Genomic DNA, 17237 nt, shown 5'->3' with positions numbered 1-17237 from the left:
TTCCAATGCACAGCCCGCTCATGAACCCCGCACCTGCCAGGGCCGTATGAGGACGTGCGCCGCTCACCCGTCCCGGCCCGGCAGACTAGGAGCCGCCCCGTGTCCAGCCTCTATGCCTCCGAACCGCCTTTGACGGAGCCCGAGATCAGGCGGCTGGACGGCGTTGTCCGCGAGGTGGCCGTGCCGCCGATCGTCGGACAGGTGACACACGGTTCGCTCGCGGACATCCCGTTCGACAACGCGGAGATCGCCCCGGCGGAGGCCGTCCTCAGCCGGAAGACGCCCGACGGCGGGTGGACGGACGTCACTGCCGCCGAGTTCGCGGCCCAGGTGCTGGCGGTCGCGAAAGGACTGATCGCCGAGGGGCTGGTCCCCGGGGACCGGATCGCCATCATGTCGCGGACGACGTACGAATGGACGCTCCTGGACTTCGCCGCCTGGGCGGCCGGCCTGGTCACCGTCCCCGTATACCCGACCTCCTCCGTCTTCCAGACCCGCTGGATCCTCCAGGACTCGGGAGCGGTCGCCCTCGCCACGGAGTCGGCGTCGCAGGCCGCGGCCCTCGGCCCCGAGCTCGACCGGATACCCGACCTGCGGCACATGTGGGTCTTCGAGAAGGGGCACGTGGAGCGGCTCGCCGAGCTGGGCCAGAACGTCCCGGACCAGGAAGTCGCCGTACGGCGAGGGGTGTTGGGCCCCGACACCCTCGCCACCCTCATCTACACCTCGGGCACCACCGGCCGCCCCAAGGGCTGTGCGATCACCCACGGCAACTTCTTCGCCGAGATCGACAACGCGGTCGAACTCCTCTACCCCATCTTCAAGGCGAAGACGACGGACGCCGCCTCCACGCTGCTGTTCCTCCCGCTTTCACACGTCTTCGGGCGCATGGTCGCCGTCGCCTGTCTGCGTGCGCGCGTGAAACTCGGCCACGCGCCGAGTCTGGGGACCCAGGACCTGCTCGCCGACCTCGCGAGCTTCAAGCCCACGTTCCTGCTGGCCATCCCGTACGTCCTGGAGAAGGTCTTCAACACCGGCCGTGCCACCGCCGAGAAGATGGGCCGCGCCTCGTCCTTCGACCGCGCCGCCGGCATCGCGCAGCGCTACGGCGAGGCCCTGGAGGCCCGGCAGCACGGCACCGGCCCGGGTCCCTCGCGCTCGCTCCGCGCGGCCCGCGCCCTCTACGACCCGCTGGTCTACCGCCGTATCCGCAATGCCCTCGGTGGCCGGGTCCGCTACGCGATCTGCGGCGGCTCCCCGCTCGGCCGCCGCCTCGCCTCCTTCTACGCCGGCGCCGGCATCGAGATCTACGAGGGCTACGGCCTGACGGAGACCACCGCGGCCGCCACCGTGACCCCACCGCAGAAGCCCCGGCTCGGCACCGTGGGCTGGCCGCTGCCGGGCACCCGGGTGCGGATCGCCGCCGACGGGGAGGTGCTCCTCAGCGGCGGCCAGGTCTTCCGCGGCTACTGGGACCCGGGCGCGGGCGGCGTCGTCCCCGCGACCCCGGACGGCTGGTTCGCCACCGGTGACCTCGGCGAACTGGACGACGACGGGTACCTCACCATCACCGGCCGCAAGAAGGAGATCCTGATCACCGCGGGCGGCAAGAACGTCGCCCCGGCCCCGCTGGAGAACTGGCTCCGCTCGCACCCCCTGATCGCCCAGTGCATGGTCCTCGGCGACCGCCGCCCCTACGTCACCGCCCTCATCACCCTCGACCCCGAGGGCATCACGCACTGGCGCCACATGAACGGCAAGCACTCCGTGCCGCCCGAACTGCTCCTCGACGACCCGGAGTTGCTCGCCATCCTGCAGCGCGCCGTCGACGAGGCCAACAAACTGGTCTCCCGCCCCGAGTCGATCCGCCGCTTCGCCGTCCTCCCCGTCGACTTCACCGAGGAGGCCGGCCACCTCACCCCGTCGATGAAGCTCAAGCGCGAGGCGGTCGCCCGGGACTTCGCCCGGCAGATCGAGGCGCTGTACGCGATGGAGAAGTAATGCGAACCCTCTGGTCGGTCATGAGGGCTTCCGCCTCTTCGAGACCTCGGCTTACGGCACCTCCAACACGATCTTGCCCCGTACGCGCCCCGACTCGCTCAGCTCATGGGCCTTGGCCACGTCCGCCAGCGGGAGCACCTGTTCGACGGCGACCCGGAGGCCGCCGCATGCCGCCAGGGCGACGATGTCCGCGAGGTCGCTCACGCTGGGTGTGACGCCGAACTCGACGAAACGCAAGCCCTGTTGCTCTGCCTGCGCGCGGACGGCCGTCCGGTCGGGGCCGGTTCCGCGTACGTCGACGAGGAGGCCGCCGGGGGAGAGGACGGTGAGGGAGCGGGGGCCGTAGTCGTCGGCGATGGGGTCGAGGACGATGTCGACGTCCCGTACGGCCGTGGTGAAGTCGGTGACCGTGTAGTCGATGAGTTCGTCCGCGCCGAGGTCGCGAAGGAAGCCGTGCTTGGCGGCACGCGCGGTGCCGATCACGTACGCGCCGTGCGCCTTGGCGATCTGGACCGCGAGATGACCGACGCCGCCGGCCGCCGCATGGATCAACACCCGCTGGCCCGACCGGACTTCGGCTGTGCGGACGAGCGACTGCCAGGCGGTCAGCCCCGCGGTCGGGAGCGCCGCCGCCTGGACCAGGTCGACGGACGGCGGCACCGGGGCCAGCGCGTCCGCGGGAACCGTCACGTACTCGGCCTGCGCCCCGTGCGGTGGGAACACCATCCCGTACACCCTGTCGCCGGGCCGGAGGCCCGTCACCTCGGCGCCCACCTCCGCCACCACTCCCGCCAGGTCGAGCCCCGGCGTGAACGGCGGCTCCACGATGCGGCGGGCGGTTCCGGCACGGATCTTCCAGTCGGCGGGGTTCACCCCGGCCGCCCGGACCCGGACCAGCACCTCGCCGGGGCCGGGCGACGGCCGCTCGACCTCGACGAGCTCCAGCACCTCGGGCCCACCGACGGCGAGTTGGCGTATGGCGCGCATACGGGCTGTGTGAACGGCGGGAGTTGCAGTGTGTGCGGCGGGATTCGGGGCGTGTTCGGCGGGAGTTGTGGTCATGGCCTCATCGTCGAACGCGGCGGTGCCTCTTGTGAAGTAGGCACCTGATTGATATTCAGGTACCCAATGGATACCAAGTTTCCCGTGACCGGCACCGGAGCGCCGCCCGTCACGGACTCCGAGTGGCGGGCGACATACCGCCGCGACTGCCCCTCCCGTACGGTCATCGACGTACTCGCGAACAAGTGGGTTCTCTACGTCCTGGGAGCCCTCCGCCGCCACGACCGTCCGATGCGGTTCAACGAGCTGCGCCGGCTCCTCGACGGCATTACGCAGAAGATGCTCACGCAGACGCTGCGGGCCCTGGAGCGGGACGGTCTGGTGAGCCGTGCGGTCTACCCGACGGTCCCGCCCCGCGTCGAGTACGCCCTCACCGAGCTGGGGGTGGAGGTGGGGCAGCTCACGAGCGCCATCGGGGAGTGGTCCGTGGCTCACGCGACCCACATCCTCGCGGCACGCGACGCCTTCGACCGGCGGGAGGCGGCACCCCCGACCCCGCTCTAGGCCGAGTAGGCACCGCCCGCCCGCACGGCTTCGACCAGTGTGTCGAGCTGTCCGCGGACCCGGGCGGCGGAGACGTGGTCGAAGTAGTCGCGGGAGCTGACGATCTCGCCGTCACGCACCCGCAGCACGAAGATGCCGGGGAACGCGAAGGGTTCGCCGGTCTCTTCGACCGTTCCCCGGTACTCGAACTCGGCGACGATGACCTCGGGGTCGGTCGTCTCGTGGATCGTGATGTTGGCTGCCCGGCGGTTCAGCCGGGGGCCGTCGCCGGTCGGCCTGAAGTGCTCGCGCAGTTCGTCGCGGGTACGGAGCGCGGCAGCACGCAGCGGGTCGAAGGGGTGCACGACATGGGTCCGCTCCGCGTACAGGTCGGGCAGTTCGGCCCAACGGCCCTCCGCGACACCGTTCACGAGCGCGAGGAAGACCTCTCGCGGGCTGAGGACCTGGGTCATGGCACTCTCCTGTCGTCTGCGCCGGTGTGCGGGGGCATCGAAGTACTATCCGAAGTGCGGACTCCGATTATACGGAGTCGGGACTCCGGACGGCGGCGTACGAATGAAAGCGCGATGAGCAGCTCAGACAACCGGGAGACGGGCACCGGAAGTGACCGGGAGACGGCCACCGCAGGTGACCGGGAGACGGGCGGCAGGCGGCCGCAACGCGCTGACGCGCGGACCAACCGTGAGCGGATCCTGAACGTCGCCGAGGAGGTCTTCGGCAAGGGCGGCCCGTCCGCGTCCACCGAGGAGGTGGCCCGGCTGGCGGGCGTCGGCATCGCCACGGTCTTCCGCCACTTCCCCACCAAGGCGGCGCTGCTGGAAGCCGTTCTCGTGCAGCGGTTCGACCGGCTGCGCGAGCAGGCCGAAGCGCTGCTGCACGCCACGGACCCGGGCACGGCGTTCTTCGACTTCTTCAGCCGTCTCGTCGCCGACGCGGCCGGGAAGATCGCCATCGGTGAGGCCCTGCTGGAGGCCGGTGGTGGCGACGGCGGCGACGCCGTTCAGGCATCGGAGGGACTGCGTCGGGCCGTCGGTGCGCTGCTTCGGCAGGCCCAGAGTGCCGGCGCGGTCCGGGACGACGCCGAACTGCCCGAGGTGTACGCCCTGCTCGTGGCCATCTCACGAGCCGCCGCGCACGCCCGCCTGGAGGAGGAGGTGCGGGACCGGATGCTCACCATCGTCTTCGACGGCCTCGCGCCACTCCGGAACTCGCGGCCGTAGACGGGGAAATGGACAGGCGGACAGGCAGGAGCCCCGACACCAGAGACTGGCGCGGGGCTCCTTGGGTACTGCATCCGTTCCGGATCAAGACATTCGGCTCAGCTGAGCCGCAGGCTTAGATCGGGGTGACGTTCTCCGCCTGCGGGCCCTTCGGACCCTGCGTGACGTCGAAGGAAACCGACTGGTTCTCTTCGAGAGAGCGGAAACCGCTCGCGTTGATCGCGGAGTAGTGGACGAAGACGTCCGGGCCGCCGCCTTCCTGGGCGATGAAACCAAAGCCCTTTTCGGCGTTGAACCACTTCACGGTTCCGGTAGCCATAAGCCCTCCTTGGGCCCAAAGGGTTGCCCTGCTCCAGAACCTGCAAGGTGTAAACAAAAGCTTGTAAACAACTGCATTCGTCTGAAAACGACGAGAGCCCGCGGTTACATGCTCCGCAGGCTCTGTACTGCAAGGGAAACCAAACTGCAACTTGCGGATGAGACTACCCAGGAGGGCAGCCGAAAGCAATAGAGGGCAAGATCACGTCACCCGGAGGTTTGACCTGCACCGTGTCGGGGTTGACGTCGCGGGGTCGTGTCGTTGTCGTGGGGGTTGACACGAGAGGTCCCGAAGGTTTCTCGAACCACTCGGGGACCCTGAGGCATGCACCGTACCGCATGGGGGCTAGCCTCGCGATGTGGACAATTCTCGCACCCGGCCGCGTGTCGGCCACATCCAGTTCCTGAACTGCCTGCCCCTGTACTGGGGGCTCGCGAGAACCGGGACGCTCCTCGACTTCGAGCTCACGAAGGACACCCCGGAGAAGCTCAGCGAGAAGCTGGTGCAGGGCGACCTCGACATCGGGCCCATCACGCTCGTCGAGTTCCTCAAGCACGCCGATGACCTGGTCGCCTTCCCCGACATCGCGGTCGGCTGCGACGGCCCGGTGATGTCCTGCGTGATCGTCTCGCAGGTCCCCCTCGACCGGCTGGACGGCGCCCGCGTCGCCCTCGGCTCCACCTCGCGCACCTCGGTGCGCCTGGCCCAGCTGCTGCTCGCCGAGCAGGTCGGCGTCCAGCCGTCGTACTACACGTGCCCGCCCGACCTCCCCCTGATGATGCAGGAGGCGGACGCCGCCGTACTGATCGGCGACGCGGCCCTGCGGGCCAATCTGCACGAGGCCGCGCAGCTCGGCCTGGAGGTGCACGACCTCGGTGCCATGTGGAAGGAGTGGACGGGCCTGCCGTTCGTCTTCGCCGTCTGGGCCGCCCGCCGCGACTACCTGGAGCGCGAGCCCGAGGTCACCCGCAAGGTGCACGAGGCCTTCCTCGCCTCCCGCGATCTCTCCCTCGACGAGGTCGGCAAGGTCGCCGAGCAGGCGGCGCGCTGGGAGGTCTTCGACGAGGCGGTCCTGGAGAAGTACTTCACGACGCTCGACTTCCGCTTCGGCGGCCCCCAGCTGGCCGCCGTCACGGAGTTCGCGCGCCGCGTCGGCGCGACGACCGGCTTCCCGGCGGACGTGAAGGTGGATCTGCTGGAGCCGTAAAGGCTCGCCGGGCCCGCTTCTCGGCAGAGTGCGGCACTACGCTGCTGGGAGTGGTGGCAGGAGATTGCGCCACGATGCGTGCGTACGGGGGAGGTGTGGACGCCATGCAACCGCTCGGATCCGACGAACCCACCGTCGTGGGGCCCTACCGGCTGCTCGGCCGGCTGGGCTCCGGCGGCATGGGCCGCGTATATCTGGGCCGCAGCGCGGGCGGCCGCACGGTCGCGGTGAAGATCGTGCACCCGCACTTCGCGCTCGACGAGGAGTTCCGCGCCCGCTTCCGCCGCGAGGTCGAGGCCGCGCGCCGGGTGGGCGGCGCCTGGACGGCCCCCGTCCTGGACGCGGACCCGGAGGCGTCGGTGCCCTGGGTCGCCACGGGGTACGCGGCCGGCCCCTCTCTGGCGGCGGCGATCGCGGACAGCGGCCCGCTGCCCGCGCATTCCGTACGGGTCCTCGGCGCGGGCCTGGCCGAGGCGCTCTCGGCGGTGCACGCGCTGGGGCTGGTCCACCGCGACGTCAAGCCCTCCAACGTCCTGCTGACCCTCGACGGCCCCCTCCTCATCGACTTCGGCATCGCCCGCGCGACGGACGGCACGGCCTCACTCACCTCGACCGGCGTCTCGGTCGGCTCCCCGGGCTACATGTCGCCCGAGCAGATCCTCGGCAAGGGGGTCGCGGGCGCGGCCGACGTCTTCTCCCTGGGCGCGGTCCTGGTGTACGCCGCCACGGGCCAGTCCCCGTTCCCCGGCGACTCCTCCGCCGCGCTCCTCTACAAGGTCGTCCACGAGGAGCCCCGACTGGGCGCCCTGGAGGGCGAGTTGCGTGAGCTGGGCGCCCGGTGCCTCGCCAAGGACCCGGCCGACCGGCCTACCCCGGCCGAGATTTCCGGGCGGCTGGCCCCGCAGGGCGCGGCCCGGCTGGTGACGGGGGGCTGGCTGCCGGGTCCGATGGTGGAGCAGGTCAGTCGAAGTGCCGTACAACTGCTGAACCTTGAGGCGGCGGAGGTCACGCCTTCGGGGCCGGTGGCGTTCAGCAGTCCTTCGGTGGGGACGCCTGCGGTGGAGGGTGGGGCGGGGGCCGGCGTGTTCGGGCCGCCACCGCCGGGGTTCGGGCCGCCGGTTCCTGTGGTGCCGATGCCGACGTATGTGCCCGGGCAGCGGGATGCGCAGCCGGGGTCGGACTCCGGGCCGCATTCCGGGCCGCAGGACGTGGTGCCGCCCACCTACGGCAACCAGTCCGTCGACCAGCACGGCGGTCATCCCGCCGACCATCCCGGCAAGGTCTCCGTCAGTGTCGCCGCGACCTCGGTACCCGGGGCGAACGGCCGTGGCCGCAGGCTGAGTTGCACCGTCGCCCTGGCGGTGGCGGGCGCGCTCGCGGCGGTGACCGTCGGGTCGGCGTTCCTGTTCGACCTGATGCCGGGCAGCGGTGGCGACGGGGACAAGGGAAGCTCAGCGGGAGGCGCCCCGTCCCCGGCGCCGACCGCCGGATCGACCGACGCGGGGAGCAGCGCGCCGTCGGCGACCCCCACTGCCACCGACCCGGGCAACGGAGAGGCCACCATCCCCGCCTCCTACCTCGGCACCTGGGAGGGCGACGGCACCGCCCTCGGCGGCGCCCTGCCCGCGGGCACGTTCCGCGTCACCGTCCACCAGGCCGCCGTGGGCCAGGAGTTCGGCACCATGCGCCAGACCGACCAGCTCGGCGGCATCTGCGACGACGTACTCGTCCTCAAGAAGGTCACCGCGAAACAGCTCACCGCGACCAGCACCGCGAAGAAGTCCAACCGCGGCGTGTGCACGAAGGGTTCGCACGAGGTCCGACTGACCCCGGTCGGAACCGACCTGAAGTACGAGACGGACAACGCGGACGCGGGGGACCCGGTGTCTCGGATGTCGAAGGTCGGCTGACCGCCGGCCGGGGCCGGACCGCCGGAGCCCCCGTGCGGTTCAGGATGCCGACGGGTCGCCGTGCAGCCGGACCGTGCTGAGCATCTTCATGATGGTCGCGGTGGGGACCTCCTCGCGAACACCCTTGGCGCCGAAGAAACTCCATGACACGAAGTCATCGGCCGAGTTCCTGAAGCCGAACGTGAGCGCCTTGCCGTCGCTCGCGCACTTGCCTGTCTGGGGGGTGTCGTTCGACCGGGACCAGGCGATGCTGCCCTTGATCCCCGCCTTGGTCGTGTACGGCTGAGCCTTCTCGTCGATCGTGAAGCTCTTCTTGTCCGGCTGGGTGTAGGCGGCGTAGACCCACCAACCCACCGTGTTCACCGCCACCTGGTCGGTGTCCTTGGCACCGCCGGCGCCCTTGGAGCCGACCGTGGCCAGCGCCGTGTCATCCATCCGACCGTCCTTGTCGTCGTCGGACGTGCACCACTTCGACTTGTACTCGCCGATGCCCGACATGTAGGCGATGGGCTTGTCCGTCTTGTCGTCGGTGAAGCCGACGGCGGAGCCGGGCGACTCCACCTCCCAGCCCGCGGGCACGTCGTAGGCGATGCCCCACTTGGGATTGACGACAACCTTCCAGCCCGGAATCGTCGGCTTGTCGGACTCGGTGCCGCGCGCGCTGTCGTCCGACCCGGATGCGGAATCCGTCGGGCTCTGCGACGCACTGGCCGACGCCTTTGCGTCCTTGCCGCCATCGGCGTCGGCATCCTTGTCGCCGCCCAGGACCAGGAAGCCGGTGACACCGGCGGCCACGACCACGGCCCCGGCCGCGGCGATCGCGACAATCTTCGTCCGCTTCCCACCACTTCCGCCGCTCGGCGGCTGCGGCGCCCCCGCGGGCGGGGGCGCACCCCACTGCTGTCCCGGCTGCTGAGGGGGGTTCGGCTGCTGATAGCCCGGTTGCTGGTACGGATTCGGCTGCTGGAACCCCGGCTGCTGGTAAGGGTTCTGGTTCTGCGGGTTCTGGTCGCCCCCGGGCGGTTGCTGTCCTGGCCACATGAGCCGCAACCCTAGTACGGCCGAACTCCGCGCTGTCGGGTAGTCCGGCGCTGCAAGCTGTCTCCATCGGTTCCCCCGCGGAACGGTGGGGACAGGGGTGGGCGAGGATTTGGGGTGTGCGTGTGGATCTCGACGTGTGGCTGACCGCCGTCGCCGCCCTCTGGGGTGCGGCGGCCGGCCTTCTCGTGCCCCGCCCGGCCTACCGCTTCTCCGTGGACCCCGACGAGGAATGGCGGGACGCGTGTCCCGACGGGCATCCGATCGCCGGGTTCGCGGGCGGGTGGCTCGGGCGGGCCCGGTGCGGCACGGACGGGACCCGGTACGGGCCCCGCGCCACCTCCGTCGCCCTCGCCACCGGCTTCCTCTGCGGGGCGCTCGCCCTCGCCACCGGCACTCGGCCCGAGCTGGGCGCCTGGCTGCTGCTCGCGCCCCTCGGCGTACTCCTCGCCGTCGTGGACTTCCGGGTGCAGCGACTGCCCGACGTGCTGACGCTTCCGCTGGCCGGGGCGGCACTCGCGCTGCTGGGCGCCGCGTCGTTCGTACCCGAACACGCGGGCGACTGGATGACGGCGCTGTACGGCGGGCTCGCGCTCGGCGGCGCGTACTTCGTGCTCTTCCTCATCAACCCCAACGGCATGGGCTTCGGCGATGTGAAGCTGGCTCTGGGGCTCGGCGCCGTCCTCGGCTGGTACGGGTGGAGCGTGCTGTTCCTGGGGACCTTCGCCGGGTTCCTGTTCGGGGGGCTGTACGGCTTGGGGCTCGTCGTCGCCCGGCGCGCCGGACGGAAGACGTCGATCCCGTTCGGGCCGTTCCTGATCGCCGGGGCGTACGTGGGGCTGCTGATCGGGGCGTACGCGGCCTGACGTCGGTCCCTCGACATGCCTGGCGTAGGCTGGCCGGGTCCGTCCACACCCTCGCGAAAATGACGAAAGGGACGCTCCCGGTGACCGAGAAGGCCGACCTTCAGTCCGTCCTCGACCGTGCCGCCGCGGGTGGGCGGATCACCCCGGAAGAGGCGCTCGACCTCTACCGCGACGCCCCGCTGCACGCCCTCGGCGCAGCCGCCGACGCCGTACGCCGGCGCAGGTACGCGGGTACCGAGCACATCGCGACGTACATCATCGAGCGCAACATCAACTACACCAACGTGTGTGTCACGGCGTGCAAGTTCTGCGCGTTCTACGCGGCCCCCAAGGACACCGCCAAGGGCTGGACGCGCGACCTCGACGACATCCTGCGGCGCTGCGCCGAGACGGTCGAGCTCGGCGGCACGCAGATCATGTTCCAGGGCGGGCACCACCCGGACTACGGCGTCGAGTACTACGAGAAGCACTTCGCCGCGATCAAGGCCGCGTACCCCCAGCTGGTCATCCACTCCCTCGGCGCGTCCGAGGTCGAGCACATGGCCCGGATCTCCAAGGTGAGTGTGGAGGAGGCGATCCAGCGCATCCACGCCGCCGGGCTCGACTCCTTCGCCGGTGCCGGTGCCGAGCTGCTGCCCGAGCGGCCGCGCAAGGCGATCGCCCCGCTGAAGGAGTCCGGCGAGCGCTGGCTGGAGATCATGGAGGCCGCGCACAACCTGGGCGTGGAGTCCACTTCCACCATGCTCATGGGCACCGGCGAGACCAACGCCGAGCGCATCGAGCACCTGCGGATGATCCGTGACGTACAGGACCGGACCGGAGGCTTCCGTGCCTTCATCCCGTACACCTACCAGCCCGAGAACAACCACCTCAAGGGCCGTACGCAGGCCACGCTCTTCGAGTACCTGCGGATGATCGCCATCGCCCGGCTGTTCATGGACAACATCAACCACATCCAGGGCTCGTGGCTGACGACGGGCAAGGAGGTCGGCCAGCTGTCCCTGCACTACGGCGCCGACGACCTCGGGTCGATCATGCTGGAGGAGAACGTCGTCTCCAGCGCCGGTGCCAAGCACCGCTCCAACCGCATGGAGATCATCGACCTCATCCGCAAGGCGGGCCGCGTCCCGGCCCAGCGGACGACGACGTACGAGCACATCGTCGTGCACGACGACCCGGCGAACGACCCGGTCGACGAGCGGGTCATGTCGCACATCTCGTCCACGGCGATCGAGGGCGGTACGGCTCACCCGGAGCTGAAGCTGCTCGCCTCCAACTAGTCCGACCGGCTTCGCTGTGCTGACGATTCACGCTGCCGACGAGGTCTACGACACCTGGGACGCGACGCCGGTCAAGGACGGTGCCGTCGCCGTGGAGGGCAACCGGGTCGCCGCCGTGGGGACGCTCGCGGAGCTGGCGGAGCGGTTCCCGGGCGCGCGCGTACGGCGCTGGCCCGGCGTCCTCGGCCCCGCGCGGGTCCACGAGGGCCCGCTGCCGGACGCGCCGAGCCCGCGTGAACGCGTTCACGCGGTGCTGAAGCTGGGCGCGGTGGCCGTCCTCGGGGAGCACGCCGGTACGCCCGAACTCCGGGCGGCGGCCGAGCGGAACGACGTCGTCGTGCTCCCGCGCACGCGGCCTGCGGCGATCGTGGAAGCCGGCCGCGCCGACCTCGCCGTCTTCGACGAGACCGGCGCGTGTATCGCGACGGTGTGCGCGGGGCGGCTGGTCCACCGCCGCCGCTGAGCGCTCAGCCCGAGAGTGCTTCGGCGAAGGCTCCCGAACTCTGCGTCACCCCACTGCAGTTGGTCGCCGCATCGTCAGAAGCAGAGTCATCGCCCTCGCACTGCCGGTCGCGGAAGGCCGACCACATCGACACCCAGGCGATCTGCTTCTCCTCGGCGAACGTGCGGACCTGGGCGGCGTCGGCAAGCGTGAAGGTCTCGTTGTCCACGTCGTTCACGCCGATCATCGAGGTGAGGGCCATGCCCTGCCAGGCGCCCGCGTCGGAGAGCCCGAAGACCTTCTTCAGCTGCGTGTGGGCGGCCTTGGCCGAGGTCAGGGCGTAGGTGCCCATGTGGCCGTCGTACGACTCGCCGTAGTTCATCGTCATGATGTCGACGGTGGAGACCTGTACGGCGTGGTCGTTGGCGGACTCCAGGAGCGCCAAGCCGTCGGAGTCGAGGCCGGACGGCATCACCGGCAGCGTGAAGGTGACCTTCAGGTCGCTGCGCTCCTTCTGCAGCAGCGCGATCGCCTCCGAGCGCAGCGCGACCGAGTCGGAGTCGGTCAACTCGTCGCCCTCGATGTCGAAGTCCGCCTGCGTCGAGCCGGCCGCGTCGAGCGCCGCGCCGTACGCCGCGGCAAGCGCGGAGGCGCTGTCGCAGGTCGAGGCGAGCTCCTTTCCGGATGCCCCGCCGAAGGAGACACGCACGCTCGCGCCGGACTTCTCCAGCGCCGAAATCCGGGATCTCACCGCAGAGTCAGCGATGGCGGTCGTGCCGTTCCACTTCGGCGTGCAGGTACTTCCGTCGGAGATCACGAACGCCAGGTTGTACGTCGTAGGGCTCCCTGCGGCGTCCATGTCGGAGGCGGTCGTGGCGCTGACGTACGGGGCGTACGCGGTGGTGGAGGCGGCGGACGCCGATGGCGAAGCCGCGGCGGCGGTCTTCGACGGCTGCGCGGGGGCCGCGTCCATGGAGCCGTCATCGCCCGAGGAGCACCCCGCGCAGGCCAGCGCCACCACCAGGCAGAAGAGCCCGGCGGACGGCTTCAGGAAAATCCGCATTGCGTATGCACCCGCTCTCGTGATTTCCGCCCCGGAATGTCTCAGGACAGAAACAGAATGTGTCGACGGAATGGGAATGTGTCACACCCGGCCATGAAATCCGAATACAGGAATGGCACAGGCGCCGCATGGGGAATGGTGTGCGAATGGGGCGAGTCGGGCGCTGAAATGGGACGTAAGGTCTAAGCGTGCACGCGCTGAGCTGCGCAGACGTTCTCGGATTCTCTCAGGTAAGAGACAGGTTGGCGGGTCTCTCATGGGCCGCTCACAAGGGATCTAGGCCTTGGCACATAAAGGCCTCCTAATGTCTGGGGAATGCAATCCGAGTCCGCCATCGAAAACCGCGCTCCTGTGCGCGGACGTGGCCGCAAGCGCGGCAGCGGGTCCGAATCACCAGAGGGACCCGTGTTCGTTGACAACTCCGGGCGCAGAGCGCGACTGGTGCGCCGGCTCGCCACCCTCCTGTGCGTCCTGTCCCTCGGGTACGTGGTCGTGCTCGGCCTGGCGTTCATGGGCTGGGGCACCTCGCTGAGCGACTCGATCACGCCCTTCGGCGGCGGTCAGGCCGGTACGGCGCCCGGCGGCAACCAGCCGCAGGGCGGCCGGGGCGGTGTCGCCCCGACAGGCACCCCACCCGCGAAGCCCACCGGTACTCCGCCCTCGGGCGCTGCGACAGGCTCCGCCCCGACCCCCACCGCGTCTGCCTCCACCGGCACCAACTGACCGGAACGCACCCACACTTATGACTACGACGACGCCCTCGCGCGGCCGCCGACGCGCCCCCACCCGTATCGAGCGGGCGGCGGGCAAGGCCGCGGCGCTGCAGAAACCCCGTGTGATCCTCGCCCTGCTGCTTCTGCTGGGCCTGACCAGTGTGATGCTCCTGGACGGCTATCTGCGCGGCGAGGTCTTCAGCGACCAGCGCGTGCGCGACGGCGCCGCCTACGACGACGTACCGCAGAAGATCCTGGAATCCGGACCCATCTTCACGTCCAGCAACGGGACCGTGGACGCCAAGTCGGTGCCGGACAAGACCATCGTGCTGACCTTCGACGACGGCCCGAACCCCGAGTACACCGAGAAGGTCCTCAAGATCCTTCAGGACAACGACGTGCCCGGCACGTTCTTCGTCGTCGGCTCGATGGTCTCCCGCTACCCGGACGCCGTGAAGGACATGGTCGCGCAGGGCAACGAGGTCGGCATCCACACGTTCTCGCACGTCGACCTCTCGTATCAGAGCACCTCGCGCCTCGAACGCGAGCTGAGCCAGACGCAGTTGGCCCTCGCGGGCGCGGCCGGCATCACGACGACGCTGTTCCGCGCGCCGTACTCGGCGGAGACCGACGCCATCGACAACTACAGCTGGCCGGTCTACAAGAAGATCGCCAAGCTGGGCTACACCAGCGTCTTCATCGACACCGACAGCGACGACTGGAAGCAGCCGGGCGTCGCGAGCATCATCAAGACGGCCACGCCGAAGAAGAACAAGGGCGCCTCGGTCCTCTTCCACGACGCGGGCGGCGACCGCGACCAGACCCTGCTGGCGCTGCCGAAGTACATCAAGAAGATGAAGGCGAAGGGGTACACCTTCACGACCGTGAGCGGGGCGCTGGCGAAGCAGCGGTCGGCGAAAGCGGGTGCGGGTGCGGGTGCGAACGCCGGTACGGGGGCGGGCGCGCAGGCCGGTCAGCAGCCAGGGCAGAGCGGGCAGCAGCCCGGGTCGGCTCCCGGTGCGGGTGCGGGTGCGGGCAACGGCAACGCCACCACCACGACCGCGATCGAGCAGGCCGCGCACCGCAAGGCCACCGGCACCACCCTCTACGAGGGCAAGGCCCTCATCTACGCGGTCGCCTTCGCCGAGTGGAGCATGCCGGGCCTCGCGACCGGACTCGCCGTCGTGGGCGTCGCCGTCATGGGCCGGTTCGGGATGATGCTCATCCTCGCCCGCCGCCACTACCGGCAGCGCAACAAGCGCCGGTTCGGCTGGGGCCCCGAGGTCACCCGCCCCGTCAGCGTGATCGTGCCGGCGTACAACGAGAAGGAGTGCATCGAGAACACGATCAACTCCCTTACACAGTCCACGCATCCGATCGAGATCATCGTCGTCGACGACGGTTCGACGGACGGCACGGCGGCCCTCGTCGAGGCCATGGGCGTGCCCAACGTCCGCGTGATCCGCCAGGAGAACGCCGGCAAGCCCGCCGCCCTCAACAACGGTGTGCGCAACGCCAGTTACGACATCGTCGTGATGATGGACGGCGACACCGTCTTCGAGCCGGACACCGTACGGCAGTTGGTGCAGCCCTTCGCGAACGAGGACGTCGGCGCGGTCGCCGGCAACGCCAAGGTCGGCAACCGCAACACGGTCATCGGCGCCTGGCAGCACATCGAGTACGTGATGGGCTTCAACCTCGACCGCCGCATGTACGACCTGCTGCGCTGCATGCCCACCATCCCGGGCGCGATCGGAGCGTTCCGCCGCGACGCGGTGCTGGAGGTCGGCGGCATGAGCGAGGACACGCTCGCCGAGGACACCGACATCACCATCGCCATGCACCGCAAGGGCTGGCGCGTCGTCTACCAGGAGCACGCCCGGGCCTGGACGGAGGCACCCGGTTCCCTCAAGCAGCTGTGGTCGCAGCGCTACCGCTGGTCGTACGGCACCATGCAGGCGCTGTGGAAGCACCGCAAGTCCCTGACGGACAAGGGGCCTTCGGGCCGCTTCGGCCGGGTCGGCATGCCGCTCGTGGTCATCTTCCAGATCATCACGCCGATCTTCGCCCCGCTCATCGACGTCTTCACGGTCTACTCGATGATCTTCGTGGACTTCTGGGCCTCGCTCCTCGCCTGGCTGGCCGTGCTCGCGGTCCAACTCCTGTGCGCGGCCTACGCGTTCCGGCTCGACCGCGAGAAGTACCGCTACCTCCTGATGATGCCGCTCCAGCAACTGGCCTACCGCCAGATGATGTACCTCGTTCTCATCCACTCCTCCATCACCGCCCTCACCGGCGGCCGCCTTCGCTGGCAGAAACTGAAGCGCACGGGCGAAGTCGGCACCCCGGCGGGGGTGAGCTGATGGGGTCGCATCGCAGGGACGCTTTCGCCACTGCTGTGGACGATCGTTCCGCAGAACCACAAGAGTCCCCGACGGCGGAACCAAAGGGCAGGGACCGCTACTTCGACACACTGCGCGCGGTGGCCCTGGTCAGGGTGGTGACCTACCACACCTTCGGCTGGGCCTGGGCCGGCATGGTCTTCCCCTCCATGGGGATCATGTTCGGACTCGCCGGCACCCTGATGGCGAAGTCGCTGGAGCGCCCCGCGGCGAAGGTCCTCAGAAGCCGCGTGCGCAGACTCCTGCCCCCGTTCTGGTTCTGGGGCTTCTTCGTGGTCGTGGCGATGCTGATCCACGGCTGGATGCCGGGCTGGCAGATCGTCTTCTGGGTGCTGCCGATCGGCGACCCGCCGGGCAACTCCTGGGGCATCCAGGCCTGGGAGATCCTCTGGTACCTGCGGACATACCTCTGGTTCGTGCTGCTCTCGCCCCTGCTGCTGAAGGTGTTCCGGCTCGCCCCGGTGCCGGTCCTGCTCGCGAGTCTCGCCCCGATCGTGGTCTTCCAGTTCTGGTGGCAGCCGCCGTACGACCGGTTCGGCAGCGGTCTGACGGACGTGGCCACCTATCTCTTCTGCTGGATCCTCGGCTTCGCGCACCGCGACGGGGTCCTGCAGCGGCTGAAGCCGGCCGCCGTCGTCGTCCTCTCGCTGGGCGCGATCGCGTACGGCGGCTGGTACGCCTTCACGCACCAGGCCGAGGCGGGAACGTACGACCTGGACGAGATCCCGCTCGCGCAGGCCCTCTGGTCGGCGGGGTACGTGACCCTGCTGATGTACTTCAAGGCGCGCTTCCAGGTCGACTTCGCCGGGCTCACCCGCTTCCGGCGGCTCGACCGGATCGTGACGATCTTCAACGCCAGGGCTGTGACGATCTATCTCTGGCACGAGATCGCGCTGATCCTGGCCGTCCCGCTGATCGACCAGTTCTGGAAGGTGCCCGCCTTCGAGAAGTGGCTGCCGCTGGAGAGCCAGTGGTTCATGTTCGGCATCGGCTGGGTCCTGATCGCCGCCTTCATCCTGCTGTGCGGGTGGGTCGAGGACGTCGCCGCGAAGAAGAAGCCGAAGCTGCTCCCCGGAGCGAGTGCGTGAGACTCCCCGGAGCGCGGGGTGCGTGAGACCGGCGCACGGCGGTGATTGATACCGGCGTCCGGCGGTGATTGATACCGGCGTACGGGCCGGGCGCCGGAGAGTCGCCCGGCCCGTACTGCCAC

General features: G+C 69.8%; 16 protein-coding genes. 11 read left to right on the top strand and 5 right to left on the bottom strand.

Translation table 11 applies throughout. The annotated features are described in order from the left end of the window. Positions 1-99 precede the first annotated feature (99 nt). Complete coding sequence (locus tag AB5J56_RS19450) at positions 100-2001, top strand: long-chain fatty acid--CoA ligase (protein WP_369233996.1); 1902 nt, start codon at positions 100-102, stop codon at positions 1999-2001. 51 nt (positions 2002-2052) lie between these two features. Here the strand turns inward: AB5J56_RS19450 and AB5J56_RS19445 are convergent, their stop codons facing one another. Next, positions 2053-2988 (bottom strand): NADP-dependent oxidoreductase, encoded by a 936-nt coding sequence (locus tag AB5J56_RS19445; RefSeq protein ID WP_369233995.1) that lies wholly within the window; start codon positions 2986-2988, stop codon positions 2053-2055. A gap of 141 nt (positions 2989-3129) precedes the next feature. Between AB5J56_RS19445 and AB5J56_RS19440 the strand changes: the two genes are divergently transcribed. Beyond that, complete coding sequence (locus AB5J56_RS19440) at positions 3130-3567, top strand: winged helix-turn-helix transcriptional regulator (RefSeq protein ID WP_369233994.1); 438 nt, start codon at positions 3130-3132, stop codon at positions 3565-3567. Here AB5J56_RS19440 and AB5J56_RS19435 read toward each other — a convergent pair. After that, positions 3564-4019: a nuclear transport factor 2 family protein gene (locus AB5J56_RS19435; RefSeq protein ID WP_369233993.1), complete on the bottom strand. Its 456-nt coding sequence runs from the start codon at positions 4017-4019 to the stop codon at positions 3564-3566. The two genes, AB5J56_RS19440 and AB5J56_RS19435, sit on opposite strands and share 4 nt — an antisense overlap. A gap of 114 nt (positions 4020-4133) precedes the next feature. Here AB5J56_RS19435 and AB5J56_RS19430 point away from each other — a divergent pair, with 114 nt between their 5' ends. Then, positions 4134-4787, top strand: a complete 654-nt coding sequence (locus AB5J56_RS19430; RefSeq protein ID WP_369233992.1) for a TetR/AcrR family transcriptional regulator — start codon at positions 4134-4136, stop codon at positions 4785-4787. A gap of 115 nt (positions 4788-4902) precedes the next feature. Here AB5J56_RS19430 and AB5J56_RS19425 read toward each other — a convergent pair whose 3' ends face one another. Then, a complete protein-coding gene (locus AB5J56_RS19425) occupies positions 4903-5106 on the bottom strand; it encodes a cold-shock protein (RefSeq protein ID WP_028805073.1) in 204 nt (67 codons plus the stop codon). 358 nt (positions 5107-5464) lie between these two features. Here AB5J56_RS19425 and AB5J56_RS19420 point away from each other — a divergent pair, with 358 nt between their 5' ends. Further along, the gene (locus AB5J56_RS19420; RefSeq protein WP_369233991.1) at positions 5465-6313 is read left to right on the top strand and encodes a menaquinone biosynthetic enzyme MqnA/MqnD family protein; all 849 of its coding nucleotides are present in this window, start codon (positions 5465-5467) and stop codon (positions 6311-6313) included. Between the two features lie 104 nt (positions 6314-6417). Further along, the gene (locus AB5J56_RS19415; protein WP_369233990.1) at positions 6418-8223 is read left to right on the top strand and encodes a serine/threonine-protein kinase; all 1806 of its coding nucleotides are present in this window, start codon (positions 6418-6420) and stop codon (positions 8221-8223) included. 39 nt (positions 8224-8262) lie between these two features. Here the strand turns inward: AB5J56_RS19415 and AB5J56_RS19410 are convergent, their stop codons facing one another. Then, complete coding sequence (locus AB5J56_RS19410; RefSeq protein WP_369233989.1) at positions 8263-9264, bottom strand: hypothetical protein; 1002 nt, start codon at positions 9262-9264, stop codon at positions 8263-8265. Positions 9265-9380: 116 nt separating this feature from the next. On the opposite strand from AB5J56_RS19410, the gene AB5J56_RS19405 reads away from it, so the two are divergent. From AB5J56_RS19405 to AB5J56_RS19395, 3 genes are all read left to right on the top strand, one after another. Continuing rightward, the gene (locus tag AB5J56_RS19405; protein ID WP_369233988.1) at positions 9381-10127 is read left to right on the top strand and encodes an A24 family peptidase; all 747 of its coding nucleotides are present in this window, start codon (positions 9381-9383) and stop codon (positions 10125-10127) included. 80 nt (positions 10128-10207) lie between these two features. Further along, the gene (gene mqnC, locus AB5J56_RS19400; RefSeq protein ID WP_369242652.1) at positions 10208-11407 is read left to right on the top strand and encodes a cyclic dehypoxanthinyl futalosine synthase; all 1200 of its coding nucleotides are present in this window, start codon (positions 10208-10210) and stop codon (positions 11405-11407) included. 16 nt (positions 11408-11423) lie between these two features. After that, a complete protein-coding gene (locus tag AB5J56_RS19395) occupies positions 11424-11870 on the top strand; it encodes a hypothetical protein (RefSeq protein WP_369233987.1) in 447 nt (148 codons plus the stop codon). A 4-nt stretch (positions 11871-11874) separates the two neighbouring features. Here AB5J56_RS19395 and AB5J56_RS19390 read toward each other — a convergent pair whose 3' ends face one another. Continuing rightward, on the bottom strand, positions 11875-12912 hold the full coding sequence (locus AB5J56_RS19390) for a chitinase (RefSeq protein ID WP_369233986.1): 1038 nt from the start codon (positions 12910-12912) through the stop codon (positions 11875-11877). Between the two features lie 405 nt (positions 12913-13317). Between AB5J56_RS19390 and AB5J56_RS19385 the strand changes: the two genes are divergently transcribed. Genes AB5J56_RS19385 through AB5J56_RS19375 form a run of 3 tightly spaced genes read left to right on the top strand, consistent with a single transcriptional unit; the run spans position 13318 to position 17115 of the window. Continuing rightward, a complete protein-coding gene (locus AB5J56_RS19385; RefSeq protein WP_369233985.1) occupies positions 13318-13635 on the top strand; it encodes a hypothetical protein in 318 nt (105 codons plus the stop codon). A gap of 19 nt (positions 13636-13654) precedes the next feature. After that, positions 13655-15988, top strand: coding sequence for a bifunctional polysaccharide deacetylase/glycosyltransferase family 2 protein (locus tag AB5J56_RS19380; protein WP_369233984.1), 2334 nt, complete (start codon positions 13655-13657; stop codon positions 15986-15988). Beyond that, positions 15988-17115 carry an acyltransferase gene (locus AB5J56_RS19375; RefSeq protein ID WP_369233983.1) on the top strand — a complete coding sequence of 376 codons (1128 nt, stop codon included), beginning with the start codon at positions 15988-15990 and terminating at the stop codon, positions 17113-17115. Before AB5J56_RS19380 ends, AB5J56_RS19375 begins: the two co-directional genes overlap by 1 nt. Positions 17116-17237 lie beyond the last annotated feature (122 nt).

The sequence above is a fragment of the Streptomyces sp. R21 genome (assembly GCF_041051975.1).
Lineage (GTDB): Bacteria > Actinomycetota > Actinomycetes > Streptomycetales > Streptomycetaceae > Streptomyces.
This window is presented reverse-complemented; position numbering and strand designations above follow the sequence as displayed.

Bases quoted from the DNA above. Each gene is read 5' to 3' on its own strand.
- AB5J56_RS19375 (WP_369233983.1), top strand. From the start codon at position 15,988: ATGGGGTCGCATCGCAGGGACGCTTTCGCCACTGCTGTGGACGATCGT.
- AB5J56_RS19425 (WP_028805073.1), bottom strand. From the start codon at position 5,106: ATGGCTACCGGAACCGTGAAGTGGTTCAACGCCGAAAAGGGCTTTGGT.
- AB5J56_RS19410 (WP_369233989.1), bottom strand. From the start codon at position 9,264: ATGTGGCCAGGACAGCAACCGCCCGGGGGCGACCAGAACCCGCAGAAC.
- AB5J56_RS19435 (WP_369233993.1), bottom strand. From the start codon at position 4,019: ATGACCCAGGTCCTCAGCCCGCGAGAGGTCTTCCTCGCGCTCGTGAAC.
- AB5J56_RS19390 (WP_369233986.1), bottom strand. From the start codon at position 12,912: ATGCGGATTTTCCTGAAGCCGTCCGCCGGGCTCTTCTGCCTGGTGGTG.
- AB5J56_RS19440 (WP_369233994.1), top strand. From the start codon at position 3,130: ATGGATACCAAGTTTCCCGTGACCGGCACCGGAGCGCCGCCCGTCACG.
- AB5J56_RS19380 (WP_369233984.1), top strand. From the start codon at position 13,655: ATGACTACGACGACGCCCTCGCGCGGCCGCCGACGCGCCCCCACCCGT.
- AB5J56_RS19415 (WP_369233990.1), top strand. From the start codon at position 6,418: ATGCAACCGCTCGGATCCGACGAACCCACCGTCGTGGGGCCCTACCGG.
- AB5J56_RS19430 (WP_369233992.1), top strand. From the start codon at position 4,134: ATGAGCAGCTCAGACAACCGGGAGACGGGCACCGGAAGTGACCGGGAG.
- AB5J56_RS19445 (WP_369233995.1), bottom strand. From the start codon at position 2,988: ATGCGCGCCATACGCCAACTCGCCGTCGGTGGGCCCGAGGTGCTGGAG.